The organism is Chryseobacterium oranimense, from assembly GCF_900129755.1.
Classification (GTDB): Bacteria; Bacteroidota; Bacteroidia; order Flavobacteriales; family Weeksellaceae; genus Chryseobacterium; species Chryseobacterium oranimense.
Map to the genome: position 1 here is coordinate 303,313 of NZ_FQWT01000001.1, position 22,696 is coordinate 326,008.

A 22,696-nucleotide genomic window follows, 5' to 3' on the forward strand; every position below is an offset into this window, starting at 1 on the left:
ATTAGTGTTTCATAATTAAAGTGTTGTTTGTGATGAGTATTGGTCACTCAGTGAAGCATTTCGCTTTCCGGAGCGCCCAGGTAAGAGGGTTTTAATCCTCCGGTGTTGATCAGGAGCTTTTCAAGGACAATGCCGGGTTCCAGCACTCTGAAACGTAACGTGTGCTTTCCAGCCTGCTGAACCGAATGCTTTGTAACAGATTTAATAATATGTTCGGACTGCCATCTTCCCAATTCTCCTTTGTAATGGCCATTGAAGTTGACAATTTGTGGAGTTTCGTTGTCAAAAGAAATTTCGTAACGCAATCCTTTATTATGATTAAAATTTAAAGTCGGTGCTAATAATAACTGGACTTCAAACTCCCCTTTTGATTCAAAATTGACATCATATTCCAGCCAGATATTTTCATCAGCTTTTGGATAGGCATTCTGCGGAAAGGTTGTCACTCCCGACTTTGTTTTTCCAAAATCAGGAATCACTTCCCAATGGATCCGGTCAGAATTGCTCATTCTTGCAAAATTTTCTGCTTCAATGGAAACATAGCCGTTTTTCTCCTGAAATATTTTTTCTTTGGGAACCTCGGCTTCAGAAATATAGGTAACTTCAGGCATTATATTTTCTTTTCCGTCTGCCCAGCTTTTATATCCTATCCTCATCTGATCCATCATATGCTTCCATTTTCCTCCGGCAATCACATTATTGTATTGATTATCCAGATAAGCGTTTCTTTCAAAACATGTCTTCACTTTATCTGCGTAGAAATTGGCTCCCGGATCTTTTTTCGCTGCCAGTTCCCTGTTTTTTGCCACCGCATAATACATTTCATATAAATTACTGCATGCATCAATCGGGTACAAAACCAACTGATAATATGCATCCTGGTACTCAGCCGGAATCTGCTCTTTTAACCGTAAAGCTTCTACGGCCAATGCTCTGTAATCATTTAAAACCGTTTCAAATTCATGGTAATTTTCAAGGCTGTATGTTTTGCTGTCAAGGGTTTCAGGGGTTACTCTTCTGTTGTATTTGGCATACAGATTAATCATCCCGGCAATTTCTTTGGCGTGTTTTTCACCAAACTGCTGAGCAGCCCACTTCTCAGTATATTCCAAAAGATTTTTAGCATTAAACTGCTTCGGATTCCAGGCCATTTCCAGGAAAAAACTGATCGGAAACTCCATGGGTTTTAAATCTCCTACATTCACGACCCAAAGCTTATCTACTTTATGTTCATAGGAAAGGTTCATCTGTTCCCAGACTCTCTGGATGGGGCTTATGTTGATCCATTTGGAGTTTCTTGGTCCGCCTACATAATCAAAGTGGTAATAGATTCCATAGCCTCCTTTATGCAAAGGCTTTGAAAGGTCCGGAAGCTTTCTTACATTTCCCCAGTTATCATCACAGAACAGCAGGATCACATCATCCGGAACCCGCATTCCTTTATCATAATAGTCCTGAACTTCTTTATACAATGCCCAGACTTGAGGTGTTTTCTCCGCTTTCTTTCCGGTAACATCTGCGATGATTTTACGCTGATCTTTTACAATTTTCTCGAGCAGGGCAATATTGGTTCCCTCTCCCATTGCTTCGTCACCATCACCCCGCATTCCTACTGTTACGAGTTTTTCCCAGTTTTTGCTTCTCTCGAGTCCGGATTTCCAGAATTTCTGTAAAACTTCCGCATTTTTAGCATAATCCCAGACATTAGGGAGGTTATTTTTTTTGATATACCTGTGCCAGTCGGTTTGTGCCAAAGCCATAGGCTCATGGTGGGAAGTTCCCATGACAATACCCATTTCATTGGCTAACGGTCCGCTCAGAGGATCATCGTCATAGAATGCCTTCCCCCACATTGCCGGCCAGATATAGTTTCCTTTAAGACGTAGAATCAGTTCAAAAACTTTTTCGTAAAATTTAGAATTAACTCCGCCAAAAGTCGCTCTCGCCCAGCCTCCCAATGAAGGTTCTTCATCGTTAAGGAAAATACCGCGATACTCTACAGCAGGCTCACCATCAGTATATATTCCTTTTTTAAAGTATACATTATCTTTTTTCTCAACCGGAACATCTGCCCAATAATACCATGGTGAAACACCTATCTGCTGAGACATTTCATAAATTCCGTAAATCGTTCCTCTTTTATCACTTCCTGCAATCACAATGGCTTCAGAAACGCCCGGAAATGGATCACTGACATTCTGAATGATATATTTTTCCCTTTTCCCTGTTAATGCTTTTCCATCCAGCTTTTTTTGACGAATTAAATTATCAATGGTTTTGCTTTTACCTGCTTCACCAATAATGATGATCATGCCGTTCAGGCCAGAGTTTTGGGAAACCAGATTAGGCTGGACGCCGGTTACTTTTTGAAAATCGGATTGAAGATTCGCAACAGCGCGCAGAATTCCTTTATCCGAATCGCTGTCTGAAAACAGCATCAAACCTGAATTGCGCTCTTTCAACACCACCGAATTTTCTGTCTTGGCAAAAGAAATAAATGGTTCGGCTGCTTTTACAAAAAATATAAACAACAACGTAAGAAACAGCGAAATGCTTTTTGTAAAATTCATACTATATCTTTTTGATTTTAATTTTTAAATAAGTTCAGATCTACAAATTCTCCCATTCTTCTATAACCGGTTTCATTGGGATGAAGAAAATCATGGTCGTGCATATCGTTTAAGATGACTTCCGGATTTTCACTCTGCATATGTTGGGCAAAATCGATGACGGCATCAAACTTTCCGCTGTTCCTGATCCAGTCGTTTACTTTTTTCCAGGCCTCGATACGGAAAGGTTTGTCGTAGAACGACTTGGCAAAAGGAAGAATCGTTGCTCCGTACACTTTGATTCCGTTAGCATGTGCCTTATCGATCATCACCTGGTAAGCGGCAATCAGTTCTTCTGTTCTTTTGGAAGCGTCATCAGCATCTCTTGTTCCTCCCAGATCATTCACTCCTTCCAGAATGATCAGCCATTTTACGCCCTGCTGATTGAGGATGTTATAATCAAAACGGTCGAGTGCTGTAGGACCTAAACCGCCACGCACTACACAATTCCCACCAATTCCGAAATTAAGGACACTTACATTCCTGGTTGAAGGATTCGCCAGTAACCGCTGCGAAAAAATATCCGGCCAGCGATTCTGTCTATTGGTTCCCGATCCTCTTCCGTCGGTAATGGAATTTCCCATAATAGCCACCGCATACGAGGGTTCACCTGTCTTTACATCAATGTTAAAAAGCGAATACCAATGATCTGTTTTTACAGGATCTTTAAATACTGCTGAACTCGCCTGCTCACCTTTAACAATAAAAGAGGTTGTTCTTGAACCCGGATGCCCGGTGACAGATTGGGTTACTTTTGCATAGGAAATCGTAATGGCCAGCAATGAATTAGACTTCAGGTTAAAGTTCACTTCATCGGAATAAATATCAGATCCGGGAGCAATTTTAAAACTGTTTTTATTCTCAAACGTTAATGTCCTGATAGTGGCTGCATCCACATTGCTGCTATCGGATGGCACGGCAATAGAAACTGTTTTTACTGCAAGGCTGTCTGTAGAATACCTATTGGAAAAACGTAACCGCAATTTTTTCCCACCCACAGATACACGGACAATCTGACGCAGGGTATTCCCCGAAAGCCCCGGTTCGGGCGGAAGATTTTTGGGTTCCACCAATTGGGGAGCAGTTGCCCAGATAGTGAGCCACTGGTCTTTGGATGACTTTTTTTCCAGACTTCGAGAGGAAGAGCAGGAAACCAAAAATCCCGAAATGATAAAGATGTATAAGTTTTTGAAGCGCATTTTTTCTGTTTTTTCGTTTTATCAACCTTTAATTTCTTACTACAAATCCTCCGTTCGGCTGAATTTCAATCGTAAAGTCGCCTTTTGCATTTACTTTCACTTCTTTTTCTGATGAATTTCCCTTTGCATCATCATTAATGAATCTAACTGTTTTCCCTGCAAACATCGGAAGCTTTATTTTCAGTTTTTGGGATTGCTTTTCAGCATTTACACCAGCAACATACCATTGATCCGCATGTCTTCTCGCAACTACAGCATATTTCCCGGGATAGCCGTCTATGAAAACTGTTTCATCCCAAAGTGTCGGAACTTCTTTCATAAAGCTGAGCTGAAATTCCGGAGCATCGGTCAGGTTATTCGGCATGATGCCAAACATCTGAACAGGATTCTGAAACAATACTGCCGTAGCCAGCTGAAAGCCATCTGTGGTATGCCTTTTATTTTTATCCCTGTTGGATTTTGTTAAATATTTGTTGAGGAAAGTTCCGCCAAACTCCATACTTCCCACCGTATTCCTGATAAAAGGATGAAGCGTGGCAAAAAAAGCTTCCTGCCTGCGTACATCTTCTGAGAAATAGAGCATTTCTGAGGCAAGAACGGCCTCACTTCCTGCATAATTCGGGTACATTACTTCCCAGCCTCTCGGTAAAGTAGCTCCATGGAAAATAATGGTTAGTCCAAAATCGTTGGCATCCGACAGAATATCTTCATAAAGACGCATGGTTTCCTGTTTGTCTCCTCCGAAGAAATCCACTTTCAGTCCTTTTACGCCCGCTTCTTTCAGCCATTTCATTTCTTTTTTCCGTTCAATGGATGAGCTCATTTTGTTTCTCGGTCCCATCGGTGCGTCATTGGCTGCTCCGTTGGAGTTGTACCAAAGCAATACCCCGACATTTTTTGATTTTGCATATTGAATAAGCTCTCGCATGCGGTCTTTGCCTATATTTTTATCCCAAAGCGCATCCATGAGAATAAACTGATATTTCAGTGCAGCAGCAAGGTCTATGAATTTCACCTGATCATCGTAGTTCATACTGTTATCCTGCCAAAGAATCCAGCTCCAGGTAGATTTTCCGAACTGGTAATCCTGTGACGGCTCATACATCAGATCTACCACATCAAAAGGAATGGTAGTTTCTACGATGGGTTTCAGGGAGCTGCCTACTGTAATTGTTCTCCACGGTGTTTTTCCGGGAAGAGAAACAGCAGCTCCGGTACTTCCGAAGCCGTTATTTTCAGCAATGTTCGGATAAGCGACTTTGTAAAGGCTTTTTTCTGCTGTGGTTTCAAGGTGTGAAGCACAATACGAACTGTTCACTCCTGTCTCGGAAAGCAATATCCAGCCTTCATTTCCGATATGGAACAGACCAGGGAAAACGTAGCCGTAATCAGATGGTATTCCCAGCTCTGCATCGGCTTTATAACCACTTTCATAGCTTGGTGCGGTGCGTGCAAAACCTGTCATCGGCTTCATCATAGGTGAAAGAAAAGTAGTGGTTTGTGACGGGAATCTGTATCCTGTAGTTTCTGACTGTACCACAACACTCAACCGTTCTTTCATTGGTGGAATATTGTAGCGGAAAGCAATATTGTTGTTGCTCACCTGAAATTCAATGCCTATCTGATGCTGGTCTGCATTACTGAAGTTAACCAATAAAGTATTGGCCTTATAATCAATCTCAGATTTTTTGATTTTTTCGTTCGTATATTTCTTAGAAACAATATCCTTTTTGCTGTCCATAAATTTCAGATCCTTTGAAAAATCGGACTCGTTGGTTACCAGGCCCAGCGGGGATTTTTCAAGCATTGTTTTTCCCTGAAGGATAACATTATACGATGCTTTTCCCTCTTCTGAAAAAACCTGAAGCTTCAGATGTCCATCAGGACTTGAAATTTCGGCTACCTGCGCAAAGCTTTTGCTGATCAGAAACAGGCTGAATACGATATATAAAACTTTTTTTCTCATAACTCATTATTTTCAAGAAAGGTCCAGTAATCGAAATACATAATATCTGTTGAGGCTTTTCCATTGAATACAAAGTACAGATCATGAATGCCGGTAATTTTTTCAGTAAGCTGAACCTTTACGGTTTCCCAGCGGTCATCTCCACCCGTCATCGGAACCTTTACCGTTGCAGCAACCGGTCCGTTCACAGCATCCAGATGAACGGTCATTGTTACGTCACTGTTATGGGTAGTCCCTACTCTTGCAGAAAAAGAACTAGCTCCTTTTTTCCGGAAATCAACGTTCTTTACACTGGTATACGCTCCATTTTTCTTTGCTTTGATGAAAACACCAACCTCTTTATTCTGATAGGATTTTACATTTTCCGACCAGGCAATCATTTCTGCCTGATTGAATGAATAAGGATTAACTGTTGCGATAGCTTTTGTAATTCCGTTAGTCATTTTAAATGGTGAGATGGAACCGTCCTTATTGAATGTAAGCTCTTCCAGACTTACCGATCTTGTAAAACCGCTTCCGCCTGGCAATGCCCCATTGTGATAAAAGAAATACGTTTTCCCCCGGAAATCAATAACACCGGGATGATTGGTGAATGATTTCCCTTCAGTAGGCATTACAATTCCACCATATTTCCATGGTCCCTGTGCTGTTTTACCTGTAGAATATCCTATGAATTCAGGAAGCGGACCACCCGGCCAGAAAAGATAATACAGGTTTTTCCTTTTGTACAGCCATGGGCCTTCCTCGTATTTTGTGGGTCTTTCCAGATTGGGTTTCCCATCTCTTTTGCCAAATGATTCTTCGGTCATCGGAACTTCTGTAATATTCCCGGAATAGGAGATCATATCTTCATTCAGCTTTACGTATTTTAATTTAGGATTTCCCCAATACATATGAGCCTGTCCGTCATCATCCACAAAAACGGTGGGATCAATATCTCCCCATTCGCTCTGAACAAGAGGTTTTCCCAGCGGATCATGAAAAGGCCCAAACGGACTGTCGCCAACGGCAACTCCTATAGCGCCTTTGTTATTGGTTTTGGACCACATCGGAACGTATAAAAAAAACTTTCCGTTTCTTTCTACACATTGTGCGGCCCAAGCATCACGTTTTGCCCAGTCGAAATCTTTATACGAGAGAATTGTTCCGTGATCTGTCCAGTTGACCATATCATTGGTGGAATACACTTTCCAGTCGTTCATGGTAAACCAGGTGGAATTATCCTCATCGTGTGTCGTGTACACATACAGCCTGTCATTGTACACCATTGGTGCCGGGTCTGCAGTATAATTGGTCTGAATAATAGGGTTCTGAGAAAATAATATTCCCGAATATCCTGTTAAACAGAGATTAAGTATTGCCTTTATTGTTTTTTTCATATTTAACTTTTATTTGAGCACTAAGGGTCGCTATCGCCTGTAGGAGCTAAATGGTTGAATTATTAAGGTGGTTTCTCATATTGTTATAGCCATTTTAACCACCCCGTCAAAAAATCTTCGATTTTTTGCCACCCCTCCAAAGGAGGGGAATTTTTATCTTATTTTTTCTGAAAGCTCCAGTAATCGAAATTAAATAACTTTCTTCCTGCCGTAATATTTTTCCCCCGGAACACAAAATATACATCGTGAACACCGGAAACAGATTCTGAAATTTTTGAGGTCAGGGTTTTGAACTCTTCCCAGCCACCGGTTCTCGGAATTTCAATCTCGGCTATTTTTGGCCCTTTAACATCATCCAGATGAACTTCCAGAATTCCGCCATCAATTCCTGCGGCAACGGAAGCTGAAAATCCTGAAGTTCCCTTTTCAAAATCTACCGAACGGACCCTGATATACCCTCCTGCTCTGGCATCGGAGACATACACTCCGGTTTTCCTGTTTTCGGAAGTGCTGCATTTTTCCGACCATGCCATGGTTTCTGCTTCTGTTCTCTGATATGGATTTAAGGTTCCAGCCGGAGCTACACCTTCTTTGGTCATTGTGATCTTCGGAATAGTCCCGTCAGCATTATATCTGAATTCTTCTACAGCAGTTGAGCGTCCGTAGCTTCCTCCGGCCGGCAATAATCCGGTATGGTAAAACAGGTAGGACTTTCCTTTGAAATCGATAATTCCGCCATGGTTGGTAAAGCTGTTAGTAGGCTGGTCGGTCATTATTTTCCCCTGATATTTCCACGGCCCGGTTGGCGATGGACTGGTTGAATAGGATAAACATTCTGTTCTTCCGGTCATTCCAGCATACATCATATAATATTGATTGTTTCGCTTGTAAAGCCATGGTCCTTCTACATACACATCATCAAATTTTTCCTGCTTTTGCAGAACCTCATCACTTTTCCCGGGACGTCTCAGCCCGCCGAAAGCTTCCACCGATTGTGGAATTTCTGTGATTTTCCCCTGGTAAGAAGTCATGTCTTTATTGAGTTTCACATAAAATAATTTACTGTTTCCCCAGTACAGATAAGCCTGTCCGTCATCATCTGTAAAAACCGTAGGGTCAATATTATCCCAGGTTCCGGTTGAAATCAGAGGTTTTCCCAAAGCATCTCTGAAAGGCCCGGTAGGACTGTCAGACACCGCAACCCCAATAGCCATATTGTTGTCAACAGTCTGTACACAGATATACCAGTAGAATTTACCGTTTCTTTCAATACACTGTGCTGCCCAGGCTCTGTCCCGCGCCCAGCTGAAAGACTCTAAAGAAATAGGCGAACCATGGTCTGTATAATTGACCATATCTTCCGTGGAATACACCCGCCATTTGGTCATCGTATAAAAATCAAATCCCGGCTGATCATCCCCTGTATAAACATACATTTTCCCTTGATAGACCATGGGAGCAGGATCTGGTGTAAAATGGGTCTGAATAACCGGATTCTGCGCAGAAATACCAATCCCTGCCAACAGAAAAGAAAGTGTGATATATTTAAAGTTTCGTTGATTCATATCTTAATCTTATTTATTTGAGTGAAATGAATTTATAATAAGCAACACCATGTGCCGGAATATCCAATGGAAGACCTTTTTTGTCCGTATTGATTTCTGTAATATCCTTCTGTCTCCAAAGGTCACGAACCGTCTGAACTCCGGAAATCCCTATTTTTTTAAAATCTTTATACGGCAGCTTTACTTTTTCCCTTCCGAAATTGGCAAAAGCCACTGCTTTGTTTCCGTCTTCCAGTTCTTTGACATAAATCCTGAGTTCACCGATTGTCTGCAAACAAACACCCTGTTTTCCCAAAGCATCCTGATTGACGGTGATAACCTCATCATTTGTCAGAAGGTTTAAAGTGAAATCATCCAGTTTCTCAAGGTCGCAGCCAATCAGCAACGGGGCTGAAAAAATGCTCCACAGACTCATATGAAGATACTGTTCATCAGGCTTCAACCGGCTCTGATGTGGATTTCCCCAACCGACAACGCCAACAACCAGCATATCCGGATCGTTCCGGTTTCCGGGTTTCGCAAAAGGAGCTGCCTTGTCCTGAGCAAGGGCAATATTCTTTACGCTTGACCAGGTATCTGTAATATCGTTGGTGGTACGCCAGGATTGTGCATTGACCTCATCACCCCACTTCCATACATCACCCATTCCGTACTGGCATAGGTTATACACTATATCTCTTGGCTGCTGCTTCAAAAGGCTTCCCATCAGTTTGAATGGTTTCACGCCTTTATCCAAATCTCCGCCTCCTTGAAAGGCAAGAGAAGGAACTTTATCAGGATCATTATCCGGCAGCCCGTCAATTACTCCGCCATAGCTACACCAGTCGTATTTCAGGTAATCAACGCCCCATTTGGTATAGCTTTCAGCATCCTGTTTTTCGTAACCGTAGCTTCCGGCACATCCGCCACAGGTCCATGGACCGGGGGAAGAATAAATTCCCATTTTCAAGCCATTGTTATGGATGTAGTCTGCAAGACCTTTCATATCAGGAAATTTGGAATTGGTCAGGATATAACCGTTTTCATCACGCATTTTTCCCTGGAATGAAGGGTCTTTTCCATCTCTGTTATACTGCCAGGAATCATCGATATTGATATAATTCCATCCGTGATTGATCAGTCCTGACTTTATAAGGGCATCTGCTGCACGTTTCACTTTGTCGGCAGAAACTTCATGTCCGAAGCAGTTCCAGCTATTCCAGCCCATTGTAGGTGTGAGAGCGATTCTGTCCCCACATTCTATTTTTAATTTTTTTGAAGCTGAACCTTTCGTATTTTTAGCATTCAAAGTCACTTCATAACTTCCTTTAGAATCTATTTTTCCAGTGATGATTCCGGTCTCTGAATCTATTGTTAAACCTTTCGGAAGATTTTTTGCCGTAAAAGTCATTGGTCTGTCACCCGTTGCTGCAACCCTGAACAAAAAAGGTGAGCCAGGACGAACTCCGTAAACGCCTGCTGAATTAATTTTTGGAGTTGCCGCAGGTTTTGGCGTCAAAATATAAGGTACTGACGAAATCGGGTTAAATGTTGTCAGTTTTGCGCCGACTGCTGTTTCAAACTTAGCATCTGCCCAATCAGCGTGGTCATAATAAGGCCCGTTTCCACCGTCTGTTACGACTAATTCTAATTGTTTTACACCTTCCAGCGAAACAGAAACAGGCTTTGCTTTATCGCCTAATTTCATTACTCCGCTAGACCAAAGTTTTTTGTTGTCGCCGTAAATTTCAAATTCGGCAGCGGGATTCTGGCCTTTGATTTCATCATCCATTCCCACCATTGCTGAAAAGCTTTTTGCTTTGCCATTTAATTTAATCAACAAAGAACTTTCAGCGTGGGTTCCGAAGCCTCTTTTGAAAACTTCGCCGGCAATGGTTATAGGTTTTCCGTCCACCGAAGTATTGATGCCCGGTTTTCCGTGCCCCTGTGTTACAACGCTCAAATCCAACTGGTCTAACCAAACAGTTGACTGCGCCTTGAAAATATTTCCCGACAGCAAAAATGTTACAGCAATTAAAAGTATTTTCGTCTTCAACATTATTTAAAAATTTGGATTTATTTAAATTTCCACCAATCGAAATAGAAAAGGTCTTTTTCTCCTTTAAAAACAAAATATAAATCGTGGGTTCCTCTTACACTTTTCAGAGGTGTATTAATGGTTTTATATAAGTCGCCCTCACCTTTTCCTGTAACGTTAACAACACCAAGCACAGGTCCATTAAGAGCATCTGAATGTACTTCTATTTTTCCTCCATAGAGAGAAGCAACATTCACATCCAAAGATTTTACGCCTTTGGAAAAATCTACTCCTTGGATTTTAATATAATCACCATTGTTAATTGAAGTAACAATGATGCGGTCTGTGATTTTTTTGCCCCTGTTATAGGGTTGATTGCGTTCCCATTCTGTGACCATTTCTGTTTTCAGACCTTCGCTGTAAGCCATTGTTTCTGCTTCAACTTTTTTATAAGGATTCAGAGTACCCACTCTTTTTGCGCCATCCGCAGTCCAGAAAGGAAGCTTCTGAATGGTTCCATCTGCATTGTAGGTAATTTCTGTGACACTGACAGACCGGCGTTCGTAATGCTTGCTCATGGTCTGCATCCTAAGCATATGGTTGAATCCGAAAACATAAGATCTGCCTTTGAAATCTATAATACCGGGATGATTTCCGCTGGATCTCTGGTCGCCATCCATAATCACGCCTCCATAATTCCAGGGTCCTGTAGGTGATTTTGCCATGGCATAACCAATCCCTTCCGGGCAACATTTTGATGCGTAAGCCATATAATAATGGTTATTTCTTTTCCAAACCCAAGGTCCTTCCTGATATTTGAAAGGATCTGGCTGGTCTTTCACCTTCGCAAACGAAGGGTCTTTGGTGATTGGTCCGGCAAGAGATATCATATCTTCATTCAGTTTAGCATACCAAAGATTGGGATTTCCCCAGTACAGATAAGCCTGCCCGTCGTCGTCAATTAAAACTGTGGGATCGATGTCATCCAGAGAATTTTTGATCAAAGGCTTGCCAATAGGATCGGTGAAAGGACCGTATGGACTGTCCGCCACTAAAACACCAATTCCCATATTGTTCGGCATTGGACAATACATATAGAATTTTCCTTTTCTTTCGACAACCTGTGGTGCCCAGGCACCGTTGTCGGTATTTACCCATTTAAAGTCTTTAAGTGAAGCCACTACACCGTGGTCTGTCCAGTTGACCATATCTGTGGAAGTGTATAGTAACCAGTCTTTCATTTTGAATCCGAAAGCATCGTCCTCATCATGGCTCGTATAAAGATAAACCGTATCCTTATAAACCATCGGTGCCGGGTCGGCAGTATACTTGGTTTGGATAATCGGATTTTGGCCAAAACAAACCTGGAAAAACCCTAATGCTATTATTAAACTTAAATTTTTCATATTCAATATTTCAAGTTTATTTAAAATGAATATCTGTTTTTTGCCCTGAATAATTTACCGTTTTCTGTCGGCCATCAGGAAGAATCAGATTAAAACTCCTTGTCTCAATCATTCCTTTGTACTTCCCTTTCCGGGCAGCTATCGTCAATGTTTTTGATTTTTCGTTCCAGTGAAAAGGTATTTCTGTATAGAATCCTTTTTCGTAATTATAGTTATCGAATTCATCTTCGTATACAATGAAATCGGTATCGCTTCCCGGATAAACTTTTATGGTAAGATGATCCCATTTTTTTTCAGTGGCATATTGTACATCAGGTCCCAACGGAATGATGCTTCCTGCTTTTACATACAAAGGAATACTCTGAAGATTAACAGATTTCTGAATTTCCTTTCCTCCTCTGTGTTTTTCATTGGTCCAGAAGTCGAACCAATCTGTTCCTTCCGGGAGATAAACTTTAACGGTTTTATTTTGGCTAAAATCTATGTTGGTAACTGAATTATCCTTATTGCTGTCGGTTTTATTCCAGCCTTCATTTTCATCGGTTTTAACTGTCTTTTCAGGAGTATATTGGGCATTGAGAACCGGCGCCACCAACAATGATTTTCCAAAAAGATATTCGTTATTCATATCCCATGTTTTTTTGTCTGAAGGAAAGTCCATGGAAAGGGCTCTCATAAAGCTAGACCCATTTTTTGAAACATCATGGGAAACAGAATAGATATACGGTAACATGCTGTAACGCAGTCTGATGAATTTTTCTATCGCATCATACACAATGTCTCCTTTATTCCCAAACTGATAAATTTCCCTCGCAACATCGGTTCCATGCGAGCGCATCATTGGTGTAAAGGTTCCATACTGTAGCCACCGGACATACAGTTCCTGGAACATTGGATTTTTTGAACCTCCATTTCTTTTATAAACACCGGCAAAGAAACCGCCGATGTCAGAGTTGAAGTTCGGATTTCCTGTAAGACTGAAATTCAATCCTGCCGGTACCTGTTTGCGCAATGTTTCCCAGGAAGAATTGACATCGCCAGACCAGGTATTGGCTGCATATCGCTGCTGGCCTGCAAAAGCTGACCTTGTTAAAATAAAAACCCTTTTATCACCAGTGGTTTCACGCTGATGATCGTAAACACCACCTACTGTCATCAGCGGATAAGCATTTCTTACTTTTCTGAATGAGCCAAGGTAGGTTTTAGTGTCCAGATCTTCTGCTTTCTGGCTGAGATGATCGGGTTCTGTTGAGTCCATCCACCAGGAATCTACACCAAGGCTGAAAACGCCTTTGTTCAGGTATTTCCAATATATATTTCTGGCTTCAGGATTGTACGCATCATAAACACGAACACCGGAAGGATAATTCATATCCGGAGGCCAGACATCACGGCCTGATTCAGGCCACGTGCTGATATTGAAAAGCATTCCCTTTGAATCCATTTCACGGTACTGTTTGGTCATTGGCCCGAATGATGACCAGATGGAAACCGAAAGGTGGGCATTCATGCCATGGATATCCTGTACCATTTTTTTAGCATCCGGAAAATCGGGGCTGATGAAGTCCATGGCGTTCCACTGGTAATTGTTTCCCCAATATTGCCAATCCTGTATGATTCCGTCTAAAGGAACTTTCAGATCGCGGTATTTTTTAACCACCTCTGTCAGTTCATCCTGGCTTTTATAACGTTCTTTGCTTTGCCAGTAGCCATATGTCCATAAAGGAAGCATGGGTACATTTCCTGTGAGATCACGCATTCCGGCCACTACTCCATCTGCATTTTTACCGTAGATAAAGTAATAATCTATACCATCTCCAACTTCTGATGAAAAGGATGTTTTCTGAGGTGTATCCGTAAATTGTGTGGGTGAATAGTTATCCCAAAAAACACCATATCCTTTTAGAGACTGGAAAAAAGGCACAAAATCCCAGGTATTATTCTGAATCATTTTTACATCGGTATTCCGCTGGGACATTTTTTCATTTTGCAGAATTCCCAGACCGTAGATCGGCTCGTCCTTTTCAAGCTGAAAATCCTGTCTTACAGAATAAGTCTGCGTTCCGGCATCATTGAATGGTTTGAAGTCATTTGCGGTTTCTTTCAAAAGCTCTTTTCCGGATGGCAATGCATAAGTGATCACTCCATTTTTAGTATTAATGGAAAGCAGGAGGTCATTTGTTTTTAATGAAATAACATTATTTTTTTCTGAAACTGAGAATTTGATTTTCTGCTCCTGTTTAATGACCGACAAACTATTTTTGACAAATAATCTGCCTGCGGGATATTTAATAATCCTGATCGTATTTTCTCCATAAAATTTCACTTCAACATTCATATGATCAGCAGAAAACTTCAATCCTGAATCTGTTTTCTGATAAGACTGTGCACTGACATTTACCATTCCGGAAAACATGATGATCGTAATAATGGAAGTTTTGATGTTCATTTTTGTAAAGCTCATTTCATTTGAGATTTGAATTATTTTCTTTATGCCATTGACTTAAAATCATTATTTAAAAAGTACCTGGGCAAACTGATGCAGACTATTTCTCCAAACCGGCCATGTATGGCCTCCCGGATAATCTGTGTACCTATATTTAATGCCGGTTTTATCCAGTTCTTTCAGCATTTTCTGACCGTTTTCATAAGCAATATCATCTTTTCCACCCATTGAAATCCAGAAATTGCTGATGTTGGATGAAAAAGCAGATTTATTTTCATTTAAAAATTGGTACTGTTTATCGGCAACATCCTGAAGCATCGGCAACATATATCCTGAGCTGAAAACTCCCAAACCGGAAAACATATCAGAGTTCTTAATTCCGGCATACAGCGTATAAATTCCACCCATGGAAAGTCCTGCCAACGCACGGTTTTCTTTACCTTTTTTTATCCTGTAATTAGATTCGGCAAACGGAATGATGGATTCCTTCAGCTCTTTTTCAAACATCTGAAGATTGCGCTCTCCAAAGTTCCGGATTCCGCCTTGTCCGATATTGGCATCCGGCATAATGATGACCATTTTTTTTGCTTTTCCTTCTGCGATCAGATTATCCAGGATCAGATTGGTTTTGCCTTGGTTGGCCCAGCCGCTTTCATCTTCACCTCCGCCATGTAAAATATAAAGTGCGGGATAAGATTCAGCAGGATTCTGGTCGTAACCCGGCGGGGTGTAAATAAAAACTCTTCTCCATGAGTTAGTGACTTTGGAATAGAAATTTTTAATACGGATATCTCCATGAGGGACGTCTTTTAATGCATAGAAATCATCTCCTTCGAAAGGAATATCTATTCCACTGGCATACCTTCCCATTCCGTAGAATGTTTCGCTGGACGGGTCTGCAACCGCAACACCGTCAATCAGCAGGGAATAATAATGAAAGCTTCCGCTTTGCGGATCAGTTGTACCTTTCCAGAAGCCGTCAGCATCTTTTTTCAGATCGTATTTTTTTCCTAAATCGATCTGAACTTTTTGCGCTTCCGGTGCCTTCACTTTGAACATCACTCTTCCGTCGGGAAGGATCTGAGGATACTGGGCATTTCTGATATTGGTTGCTGCAGGAGTTCCGAAAACGGTAAATCCTTCAAACTTAGTTTTGTCAACAGGCTTGAACAACAGCTGTGAAAAGATGTACAAATCATTTTTCCAAACCTTAAAATCGTGGCCGCCTGGTTCTATATAAAAGATATGAGGGATTTTATTTTTTCTCAGATAATCGCTCGTTCTTTTGCTGAAAGGCATCAGCCCGTCTGCATCGCCACAGGAAATAAAGATCAGCTTCAGCTTTAATGCATCCTGTGGATTGGGTAAAAGCTTATTGGGCTCTTTTGTATTGGGTGCAGAAGAAAATGCTCCTAGCCAGGCAAACTTATCAATGTTTCCGAAAGCAAAATTCTGTGTCTGTCCGCCTCCCATTGACAATCCTGCCAAAGCACGGTTTTCACGGTCTTTTTTAACCGGATATTTTTTCTCTACAAACGGAATCAGGTCATTCAGTAAATCTTTTTCAAAAGTTGCGAAAGCCTCAACTTTATCCTGAGCCATTATATTTCCTGTCGCTCTGTCATCCTTCATCGCACGGCCGTTGGGAAGTACAACAATCATCGGCTGAAGTTTTCCCTGTGCGTACAGATTATCCAGAATAATATTGGGTTTTCCCTGATTGAACCACTCTTTTTCATCCCCGCCAATTCCGTGAAGAAGATAAAGAACAGGATATTTTTCATTTTTTTTGAAACCCGGCGGTGTGTAAATCAAAGCTTTTCTTGTTGTTCCAACAGTTTTTGACGGATATTGAATTGTGTCAATTTTTCCGTGGGAAACAGCAGCATTTTCCACATCGAAACCCTGCGGCGCCTGTTTATCAAGAGTTTGTGCGGAAACGAACATTCCCGACAAAACAAGTCCTAAAGCCCATATAACTGATTTATTCATGATTTTTATTTGTATTTTTTACACTTATTACTTGAGATAAAAAAATAATAGCGTATTATTTTACTTAACTGTTTACAGCAGACTTTTCTCTGCTTTTGATTCTTATTTTCCAGCTTCACTGACTCTGAAAAAATCTACATCTACAAAGCCTCCGGTATTTTTAGTGGCATAATTAAAAACTGCGAATTTCGAACCCATAAAGAATCTCCGGTAATCAAAGATCATTTTGTAGTCTTTTGCCATTTCCGTCCAGTTTTTCTGATCAGTACTGTAATAAAAGTCTGCAAGATCTTTCCCGAGGTTAAAATTGGCATCGATACGCAGAAAAACTTTATCAGAATTGAGAGGAACTCGTTTTTTTTCTTCTTTTTCAACCCCTGTAATGGCTTTTGTTTTATTGTCCAGGCTCACTTCGTTGGTTGAAAAAACAATGAATTTTTCTTCACCTTCCTTCACTACTGACAAAATCCCGGAGTCCCCGTTGAAGGCACTGAAACCCGCAACATCACCATCTTTCATTCCTTTAAGGTCCATTGCGACAACTGCTGAAGAAGTCGGACCTTCCATTCTCTGGGTCAAAGTGTTGGGTGCCGCGTATAGATTGTCTACCACCCTGCTGGTTTTCAGCCTCAGAAAGCCTTTTCTTTCGGATAAAGACCATGCTTCATTCCCAGGATTATGATTCCATTGCCATTGAATTTTCATTTTTTTGTCAGAGAACTCATCGCTTTCCACCAGGTGATTTTTCGGTTTGAATGGCGGAAGCGGAACTTCTCCTTTCAAAGGAACTTTTCCGTTATCCCCCAGTACTGGCCAGTCATTTTCCCATTGTACAGGCAGAAGCAGCGGAACTCGTCCCACTCCGTTTCTGTCCTGGAAAATAAGAGAATACCAGTTTCCGTTTTTATCATCTATCAAAGCGCCCTGACCTGCATAGGAAAATCCTAAAAAATTATCTTCCAGAATTACTTTTTTCTCGTAAGGACCTGTCACTTTATCTGCCCTGTAGACTACCTGACGGCGTTTTCCGTTTCTTGGCCATGATATCATCATCATATAATATTTTCCGTTTCTTTTGATGATCTGATTACCTTCCAGAAGTCCGGTTTCCGAAGCATCTTTCTGAAATACCTCAGTTCCATCCGGATTTCCGATCACTTCTTTAAAATCAGGACTCAGTTCAAAAACTTTGTTGGAAGTGAAAACATAGATCCTGTCATCATCATCGAAAAAAAGTGATGCATCGTGAAAATGCCGTGTTCTGGTGATGAGCTTCCATTTTCCTTTTTCGGGATCATCAGTCACATAGAAATAGGATTTGAAAGGTTCATCATTCGGAGAAAACAAAACATAATATTTCCCTTTATGGTAGCGGATTGATGAAGCCCATTGGCCTCTGCCGTAAACGGTTCCGTTCAATAAATCATATTTTGAATTATCATTCAAGGTATCAAAAACATACCCGGACATTTCCCAATGTACCAGATCTCTGGAATGCATTACCGGAGCTCCCGGCATCAGATGCATAGTGGTGCTGATCAGGTAAAAATCATTTCCGTTTCTGGTAATGGATAAATCCGGTGCATCTGCCCAGATGATGGGATTGGTAAATGCAGTACTCTGTTTTCCGGAAGGATTTACCTGGGCTGAAAGAAGATTCAGCCCGATAAACCCCAAAAAAGAAACTATATAAGATATTTTGATTTTCAAAATGTATTGTGATGTTTGGTTTTTACACTTAGTTTTTCAATTTAAAATACTTAATTGCTGTCACTAAAGTATTTTTTCTCTACTGTCAGTAAAAGAAGAGATTCTTCATTTCACTTCAGTCCATTCAGAATGACAGTTCTTTCATACTATTATACTATTGCGGTACAATATCATTGGAAGAGGTGCTGTACAGTCCGATAAGACTCCCCGTAAAACCTCCCGCTACATCAGTAGAAAGTATATCTCCTGAAACCGGTCCTCCCAGATTTTTGAAATTTTTGCCGTCCAAAGAATAATTGAAGCTGATTTCATCTTTTTCTCCTGTAGCCTGAAATTTGATACTCTTTGAAAGTGAAATTTTTTCGCTTGCAATCAATTTTGATTGGCCTTTTTCTGTTCTTTCCAATACGATGTAGAAATCTTTATCTTTTTTCGTTATTCCGAAAACATAATTGAATGTTTCGCTTTGGTAGAGGGTGATTCCAGCCAATTCTTTTTCCGATTTTGGTTTATAATCTAAGGTTACGGAAGTTTCAAAATCTTCGTGCTGTAATCTGTGGAATAATGCCGAAACTGGAGCCAACGCTTTGATATTAGTTTCCATAGGATTCACTTTTACGCCATTTTTCGTGGCGGTAATGAAATTCTCACGCGGTCCGCGCATCCCAATCCATCGGAAATCGAGATTTTTATCGGTTAATTTATCGTTATAGGTAAAGTTTCCGTTCGGAAAAAATCCATTTTGCCCAGTTTGATTCTGAACGCCCTGCGGCATTTTCAATTTTGGTTTCATTGGAACCAAGCCATTTTGGAACACAGGATACGTTCCGCTCCAGTCTACAGGAAGAATGAAAGTTTCACGGCCTTTGGTAACACGGTTGTTTACATTCGGACGAATTGCTAAAAATACGCCATACCATTGTCCGTCCGGGCCTTCCACCAAATCTGCGTGACCTGCCCAATCCACTTTTTCTTTTCGGTCTCTCGGAAAATATCTTTGCGTAAGAATCGGATTATTTTTAGCGGGAACAAATGGTCCTTTCGGAGAATCTGCCATAAAAATCACTTCGCTATGGTTGCCTCCGGTTCCTCCTTCTGCACACATCAGGTAATATTTCCCTTTGTATTTGTACAAATGCGGACCTTCAATCCAAATGGGTTTTTGAGAAAGGTCGACTCCACCGTTTACAATAATTCTGTCTGAACCTGCAACAACCTGGTCTTTTTCCAGATCGTAATCCCACATTTTGATAACGCGGTGACCTTGATACTGCTCGCTTCCTTTTGGTGGCGCGTCGTTGTGAACGATGTAAGCTTTTCCGTCATCATCAAAGAAAATGGCAGGATCAATACCGTCAAAATTCAATTTCTGAACTTCGCTCCACCCTTTTGCCGGATCTTTGGTTTTTACGACCATATTTCCGATACCGCCCGCAATCTGGGTAGTGATCATATAAAATGTATCGTTGTGTTTATTGTATTTGATATCAGGTGCATAAATCCCATGAGAAACACCTCCTTTTTCCACCTTAAGCTGAGAAGGCCTGTCGAGAACGTGCCCAACCTGTTTCCAATTGACCAAATCCTTGGAAGTGAAAATCGGAACGCCCGGAAACATTGAGAAAGAAGAGTTTACCAGGTAATAATCATCACCTTTTTTGGTAATGCTGGGGTCGGGATAGCAGCCCTGTAAAATCGGGGAATAGAACTCGTCCGGCTTAAGAGGGTTGTCATTATATATTTTATCGTTTCCATGGTAGTTGAAGTCGGAAAAAGTCTGTGCAGAGAGGTTACTGATGGAAAGTAAGGCAGCCACTGCGATGACATTGGTTTTATTTCTTAAAAAAACAGGATTCATTAGACTCTTTTTCATATATAGATTTTTTAGTTTTTATTGTAATTATTTAATTTTAAATTGTTCCTTCAGAGCTTTTATTACTCCATCTTAATGTATACACCTTCCCTGCTTCTGTCGGGAAATCATAGATAAGATCAGTTTTAATTTCAACAGGATTCAATTTTGCTTTGTCAGAAATTAGTGGTTTTGGAGTTTCCGGAATTTCAAAAAAAGAATTCGGGTTTTTACCTTCTGCTTTTTTCAGTTGTGTATTTCCGGAAAGCTGCATTTCATTCGGAAGCCTTATTCTGCAGTTTCCTCCCAATCCGGATTTTATAGTGATTTCTTTAGCTTTGTTGTTTTCCCAGATCACGCTGACTTCAAAGCCTCCATACGCCTTCAGCCCGGAAATGCTGCCGTTTTTCCACTCATCCGGAAGTGCGGGAAGAATGTCTATAAAACCATTTTGAGTCTGCAGAAGCATTTCGGTAATCCCGGAAGTACAGCCAAAATTTCCATCAATCTGGAATGGCGGATGTGCATCGAAAAGATTCGGATATGTTCCGCCTTTGCTGCCCCAACCGTCTTTTTCTACCAGTGTTAACTGATCTTTTATTAATTTATTGGCGTGATTTCCGTCTAATAACTTAGCCCAGAGATTGACTTTCCAGCCCATTGACCAGCCTGTAGATACATCACCACGATGAACGAGTACGGTTCTGGAAGCGTCCAGCAATTCCGGTGTGGTAAAGGGATTGATCTGGTTGGAAGGAAATAATCCGTATAGATGCGAAACATGTCTGTGGTTATCTTTAGGATCGTCCAGGTCTTCCATCCATTCCTGCAATTGTCCGTAGCTTCCGATTTTCATCGGCGGTAATTTTGAAATAATAGTGTTCCAGACCTGAATTTTCTCTGAATCTGTATTGAGAATCTGTGCCGCCTTTTTTGTTTTGGTGAACAAGTCGAACATCAATTGATTGTCCATTGTATTTCCCGCTGCCAGAGCACTTCTCTGGTGTTCCTGCGGAATATTTTCGGGGGACATTGACGGGCTTGCTACCAGCCAGTGATTCGCAGGCTCTTCAATCAGGAAATCTTCATAGAACTGTGCTGCAGATTTCAGAACAGGATAAATGGTTCGCAGATAGTTTTTGTCTCCGCTGTATAAATATTTTTCCCACAAATGCTGTGAAAGCCAGGCTCCACCCATCGGCCACATTCCGGCATTGGCAAAATCCACCACTCCTGTTATTCTCCAGATATCGGTATTATGATGTGCTACCCAGCCACGGCTGTTGTACATTGTTTTTGCAGTTTCTCTTCCTGTTTCGCTCAAATCTTTTATCATCCGGATCAATGGTTCATGCATTTCAGGAAGGTTGGTCTTTTCCGCCGGCCAGTAATTCATTTCCGTATTGATGTTAATCGTATACTTGCTGTCCCAGGCCGGTTTATTGGAATTGTTCCAGATCCCCTGCAAATTCGCGGGCTGGCCACCCGGCTGAGAGGAAGAAATCAGGAGATAACGCCCGAACTGATAATATAATGAAACAAGTTCCGGATCATAACCTTTTGCAAAATTTTTAATCCTGATATCCGTTGGATTTTTTGAAGCTTCAGAAGTTCCTAAATCCAGATCTACTCTTTTAAAATAGTTCTGATAAACACTCAGATGGTTTTGAACTAAAGTTTTGAAACTTTTATTTGCCGCTGTTTCAATATACTTTCTGGCTTTTGCAACTTCGTCTGTATTTAAATTTTTATAGTCTGTAAAATTAGTCGCAATGGAAATTAGAATCATGACCTCATGAGCATTGCTTACTGAAATTCCGCTCTCTAAGATCTGAGTTTTGCCACCTTTGGTCATGAGTTTTGCCAGTGCATTGAATTTCACCTGCCCCTGAATGCCATCTAATGTGGAAGAAATCCCATCCATCTGTAAAATATTGGCATCAATAGCTTTGACGTTCTTTTTAAGCTCGCTGTTGAATTTTGCTTTAAAATTCAGAGCATTTTTGTGATCTGAGCTTAATTTAATAACGATTACATGATCAGGAATTGAGGCAAAAACTTCTCTTTTAAAATTAATGCCACCAGAGGTAAATGTAGTGGTTGCGATTGCTTTTTCAATGTCCAGTTCTCTGTAATAATTTCTGATCTCTTTAAGGTTATTCAGATCCAGTGTAAAATCACCAATATTCTGAAATGCCGAACCGTGAACTGTTTTAGCTGTTAATCCCTTATCCGCAAGAATCTGGGCTCTTTTATAGTTTCCGTTAAATAAATAATACCGGATGGAATCGAGAACTTTTGGAGCATCCGGATTATCATTTCGGGAAGGACCTCCGGACCAGAATGTCCCTTCGTTCAGCTGAAGCTTTTCCTGATAAGGGTCTCCATAGACCATAGCTGCCATGTTTCCGTTTCCTATTGGTAGAGCTTCCACCCATTGTTTTGCGGGCTTATCATACCACAGCTTATACTTTCCTCCTTTCTGGGCAAAGGAAAATATACTGATCAGAAGACCTATGGTGATGTAAAGCCCGGATTTCATTTTACTTTTTAAA

The 22,696-nt window shown here is 40.9% G+C and carries 12 protein-coding genes; all 12 read right to left on the minus strand.

Annotated elements, in window-relative coordinates; genetic code table 11:
* Positions 1-47: 47 nt before the first annotated feature.
* Complete coding sequence (locus BUB03_RS01425; protein ID WP_073059735.1) at positions 48-2,570, minus strand: glycosyl hydrolase 115 family protein; 2,523 nt, start codon at positions 2,568-2,570, stop codon at positions 48-50.
* A 17-nt stretch (positions 2,571-2,587) separates the two neighbouring features.
* Entirely contained in the window at positions 2,588-3,808 is a 1,221-nt protein-coding gene (locus BUB03_RS01430) for an SGNH/GDSL hydrolase family protein (RefSeq protein WP_073059737.1), read from the minus strand.
* Between the two features lie 28 nt (positions 3,809-3,836).
* Positions 3,837-5,774 carry a glycoside hydrolase family 97 protein gene (locus BUB03_RS01435; protein ID WP_073059739.1) on the minus strand — a complete coding sequence of 646 codons (1,938 nt, stop codon included), beginning with the start codon at positions 5,772-5,774 and terminating at the stop codon, positions 3,837-3,839.
* Positions 5,771-7,153: a glycoside hydrolase family 43 protein gene (locus tag BUB03_RS01440; RefSeq protein WP_073059741.1), complete on the minus strand. Its 1,383-nt coding sequence runs from the start codon at positions 7,151-7,153 to the stop codon at positions 5,771-5,773. The genes BUB03_RS01435 and BUB03_RS01440 overlap by 4 nt, the downstream gene beginning before the upstream one ends.
* Positions 7,154-7,311: 158 nt before the next feature.
* The gene (locus BUB03_RS01445) at positions 7,312-8,718 is read right to left on the minus strand and encodes a glycoside hydrolase family 43 protein (RefSeq protein WP_073059743.1); all 1,407 of its coding nucleotides are present in this window, start codon (positions 8,716-8,718) and stop codon (positions 7,312-7,314) included.
* Between the two features lie 13 nt (positions 8,719-8,731).
* Positions 8,732-10,756 carry an NPCBM/NEW2 domain-containing protein gene (locus BUB03_RS01450; RefSeq protein WP_073059745.1) on the minus strand — a complete coding sequence of 675 codons (2,025 nt, stop codon included), beginning with the start codon at positions 10,754-10,756 and terminating at the stop codon, positions 8,732-8,734.
* A gap of 17 nt (positions 10,757-10,773) precedes the next feature.
* A complete protein-coding gene (locus tag BUB03_RS01455; RefSeq protein ID WP_073059747.1) occupies positions 10,774-12,141 on the minus strand; it encodes a glycoside hydrolase family 43 protein in 1,368 nt (455 codons plus the stop codon).
* A gap of 16 nt (positions 12,142-12,157) precedes the next feature.
* Positions 12,158-14,605, minus strand: a complete 2,448-nt coding sequence (locus BUB03_RS01460; protein ID WP_228417731.1) for a glycoside hydrolase family 31 protein — start codon at positions 14,603-14,605, stop codon at positions 12,158-12,160.
* Between the two features lie 48 nt (positions 14,606-14,653).
* Positions 14,654-16,579, minus strand: coding sequence for an alpha/beta hydrolase-fold protein (locus BUB03_RS01465; RefSeq protein ID WP_073059751.1), 1,926 nt, complete (start codon positions 16,577-16,579; stop codon positions 14,654-14,656).
* 102 nt (positions 16,580-16,681) lie between these two features.
* Positions 16,682-18,289 carry a glycoside hydrolase family 43 protein gene (locus BUB03_RS01470; protein ID WP_083538850.1) on the minus strand — a complete coding sequence of 536 codons (1,608 nt, stop codon included), beginning with the start codon at positions 18,287-18,289 and terminating at the stop codon, positions 16,682-16,684.
* A 154-nt stretch (positions 18,290-18,443) separates the two neighbouring features.
* A complete protein-coding gene (locus BUB03_RS01475; protein ID WP_073059753.1) occupies positions 18,444-20,162 on the minus strand; it encodes a glycoside hydrolase family 43 protein in 1,719 nt (572 codons plus the stop codon).
* A gap of 37 nt (positions 20,163-20,199) precedes the next feature.
* A complete protein-coding gene (locus tag BUB03_RS01480; RefSeq protein WP_073059755.1) occupies positions 20,200-22,683 on the minus strand; it encodes a glycoside hydrolase family 95 protein in 2,484 nt (827 codons plus the stop codon).
* Positions 22,684-22,696 lie beyond the last annotated feature (13 nt).

Coding starts and splice junctions, on each gene's coding strand:
- BUB03_RS01480 (WP_073059755.1), bottom strand. CDS start 22,683: ATGAAATCCGGGCTTTACATCACCATAGGTCTTCTGATCAGTATATTT.
- BUB03_RS01460 (WP_228417731.1), bottom strand. CDS start 14,605: ATGAGCTTTACAAAAATGAACATCAAAACTTCCATTATTACGATCATC.
- BUB03_RS01440 (WP_073059741.1), bottom strand. CDS start 7,153: ATGAAAAAAACAATAAAGGCAATACTTAATCTCTGTTTAACAGGATAT.
- BUB03_RS01455 (WP_073059747.1), bottom strand. CDS start 12,141: ATGAAAAATTTAAGTTTAATAATAGCATTAGGGTTTTTCCAGGTTTGT.
- BUB03_RS01475 (WP_073059753.1), bottom strand. CDS start 20,162: ATGAAAAAGAGTCTAATGAATCCTGTTTTTTTAAGAAATAAAACCAAT.
- BUB03_RS01465 (WP_073059751.1), bottom strand. CDS start 16,579: ATGAATAAATCAGTTATATGGGCTTTAGGACTTGTTTTGTCGGGAATG.
- BUB03_RS01425 (WP_073059735.1), bottom strand. CDS start 2,570: ATGAATTTTACAAAAAGCATTTCGCTGTTTCTTACGTTGTTGTTTATA.
- BUB03_RS01435 (WP_073059739.1), bottom strand. CDS start 5,774: ATGAGAAAAAAAGTTTTATATATCGTATTCAGCCTGTTTCTGATCAGC.
- BUB03_RS01450 (WP_073059745.1), bottom strand. CDS start 10,756: ATGTTGAAGACGAAAATACTTTTAATTGCTGTAACATTTTTGCTGTCG.
- BUB03_RS01430 (WP_073059737.1), bottom strand. CDS start 3,808: ATGCGCTTCAAAAACTTATACATCTTTATCATTTCGGGATTTTTGGTT.
- BUB03_RS01445 (WP_073059743.1), bottom strand. CDS start 8,718: ATGAATCAACGAAACTTTAAATATATCACACTTTCTTTTCTGTTGGCA.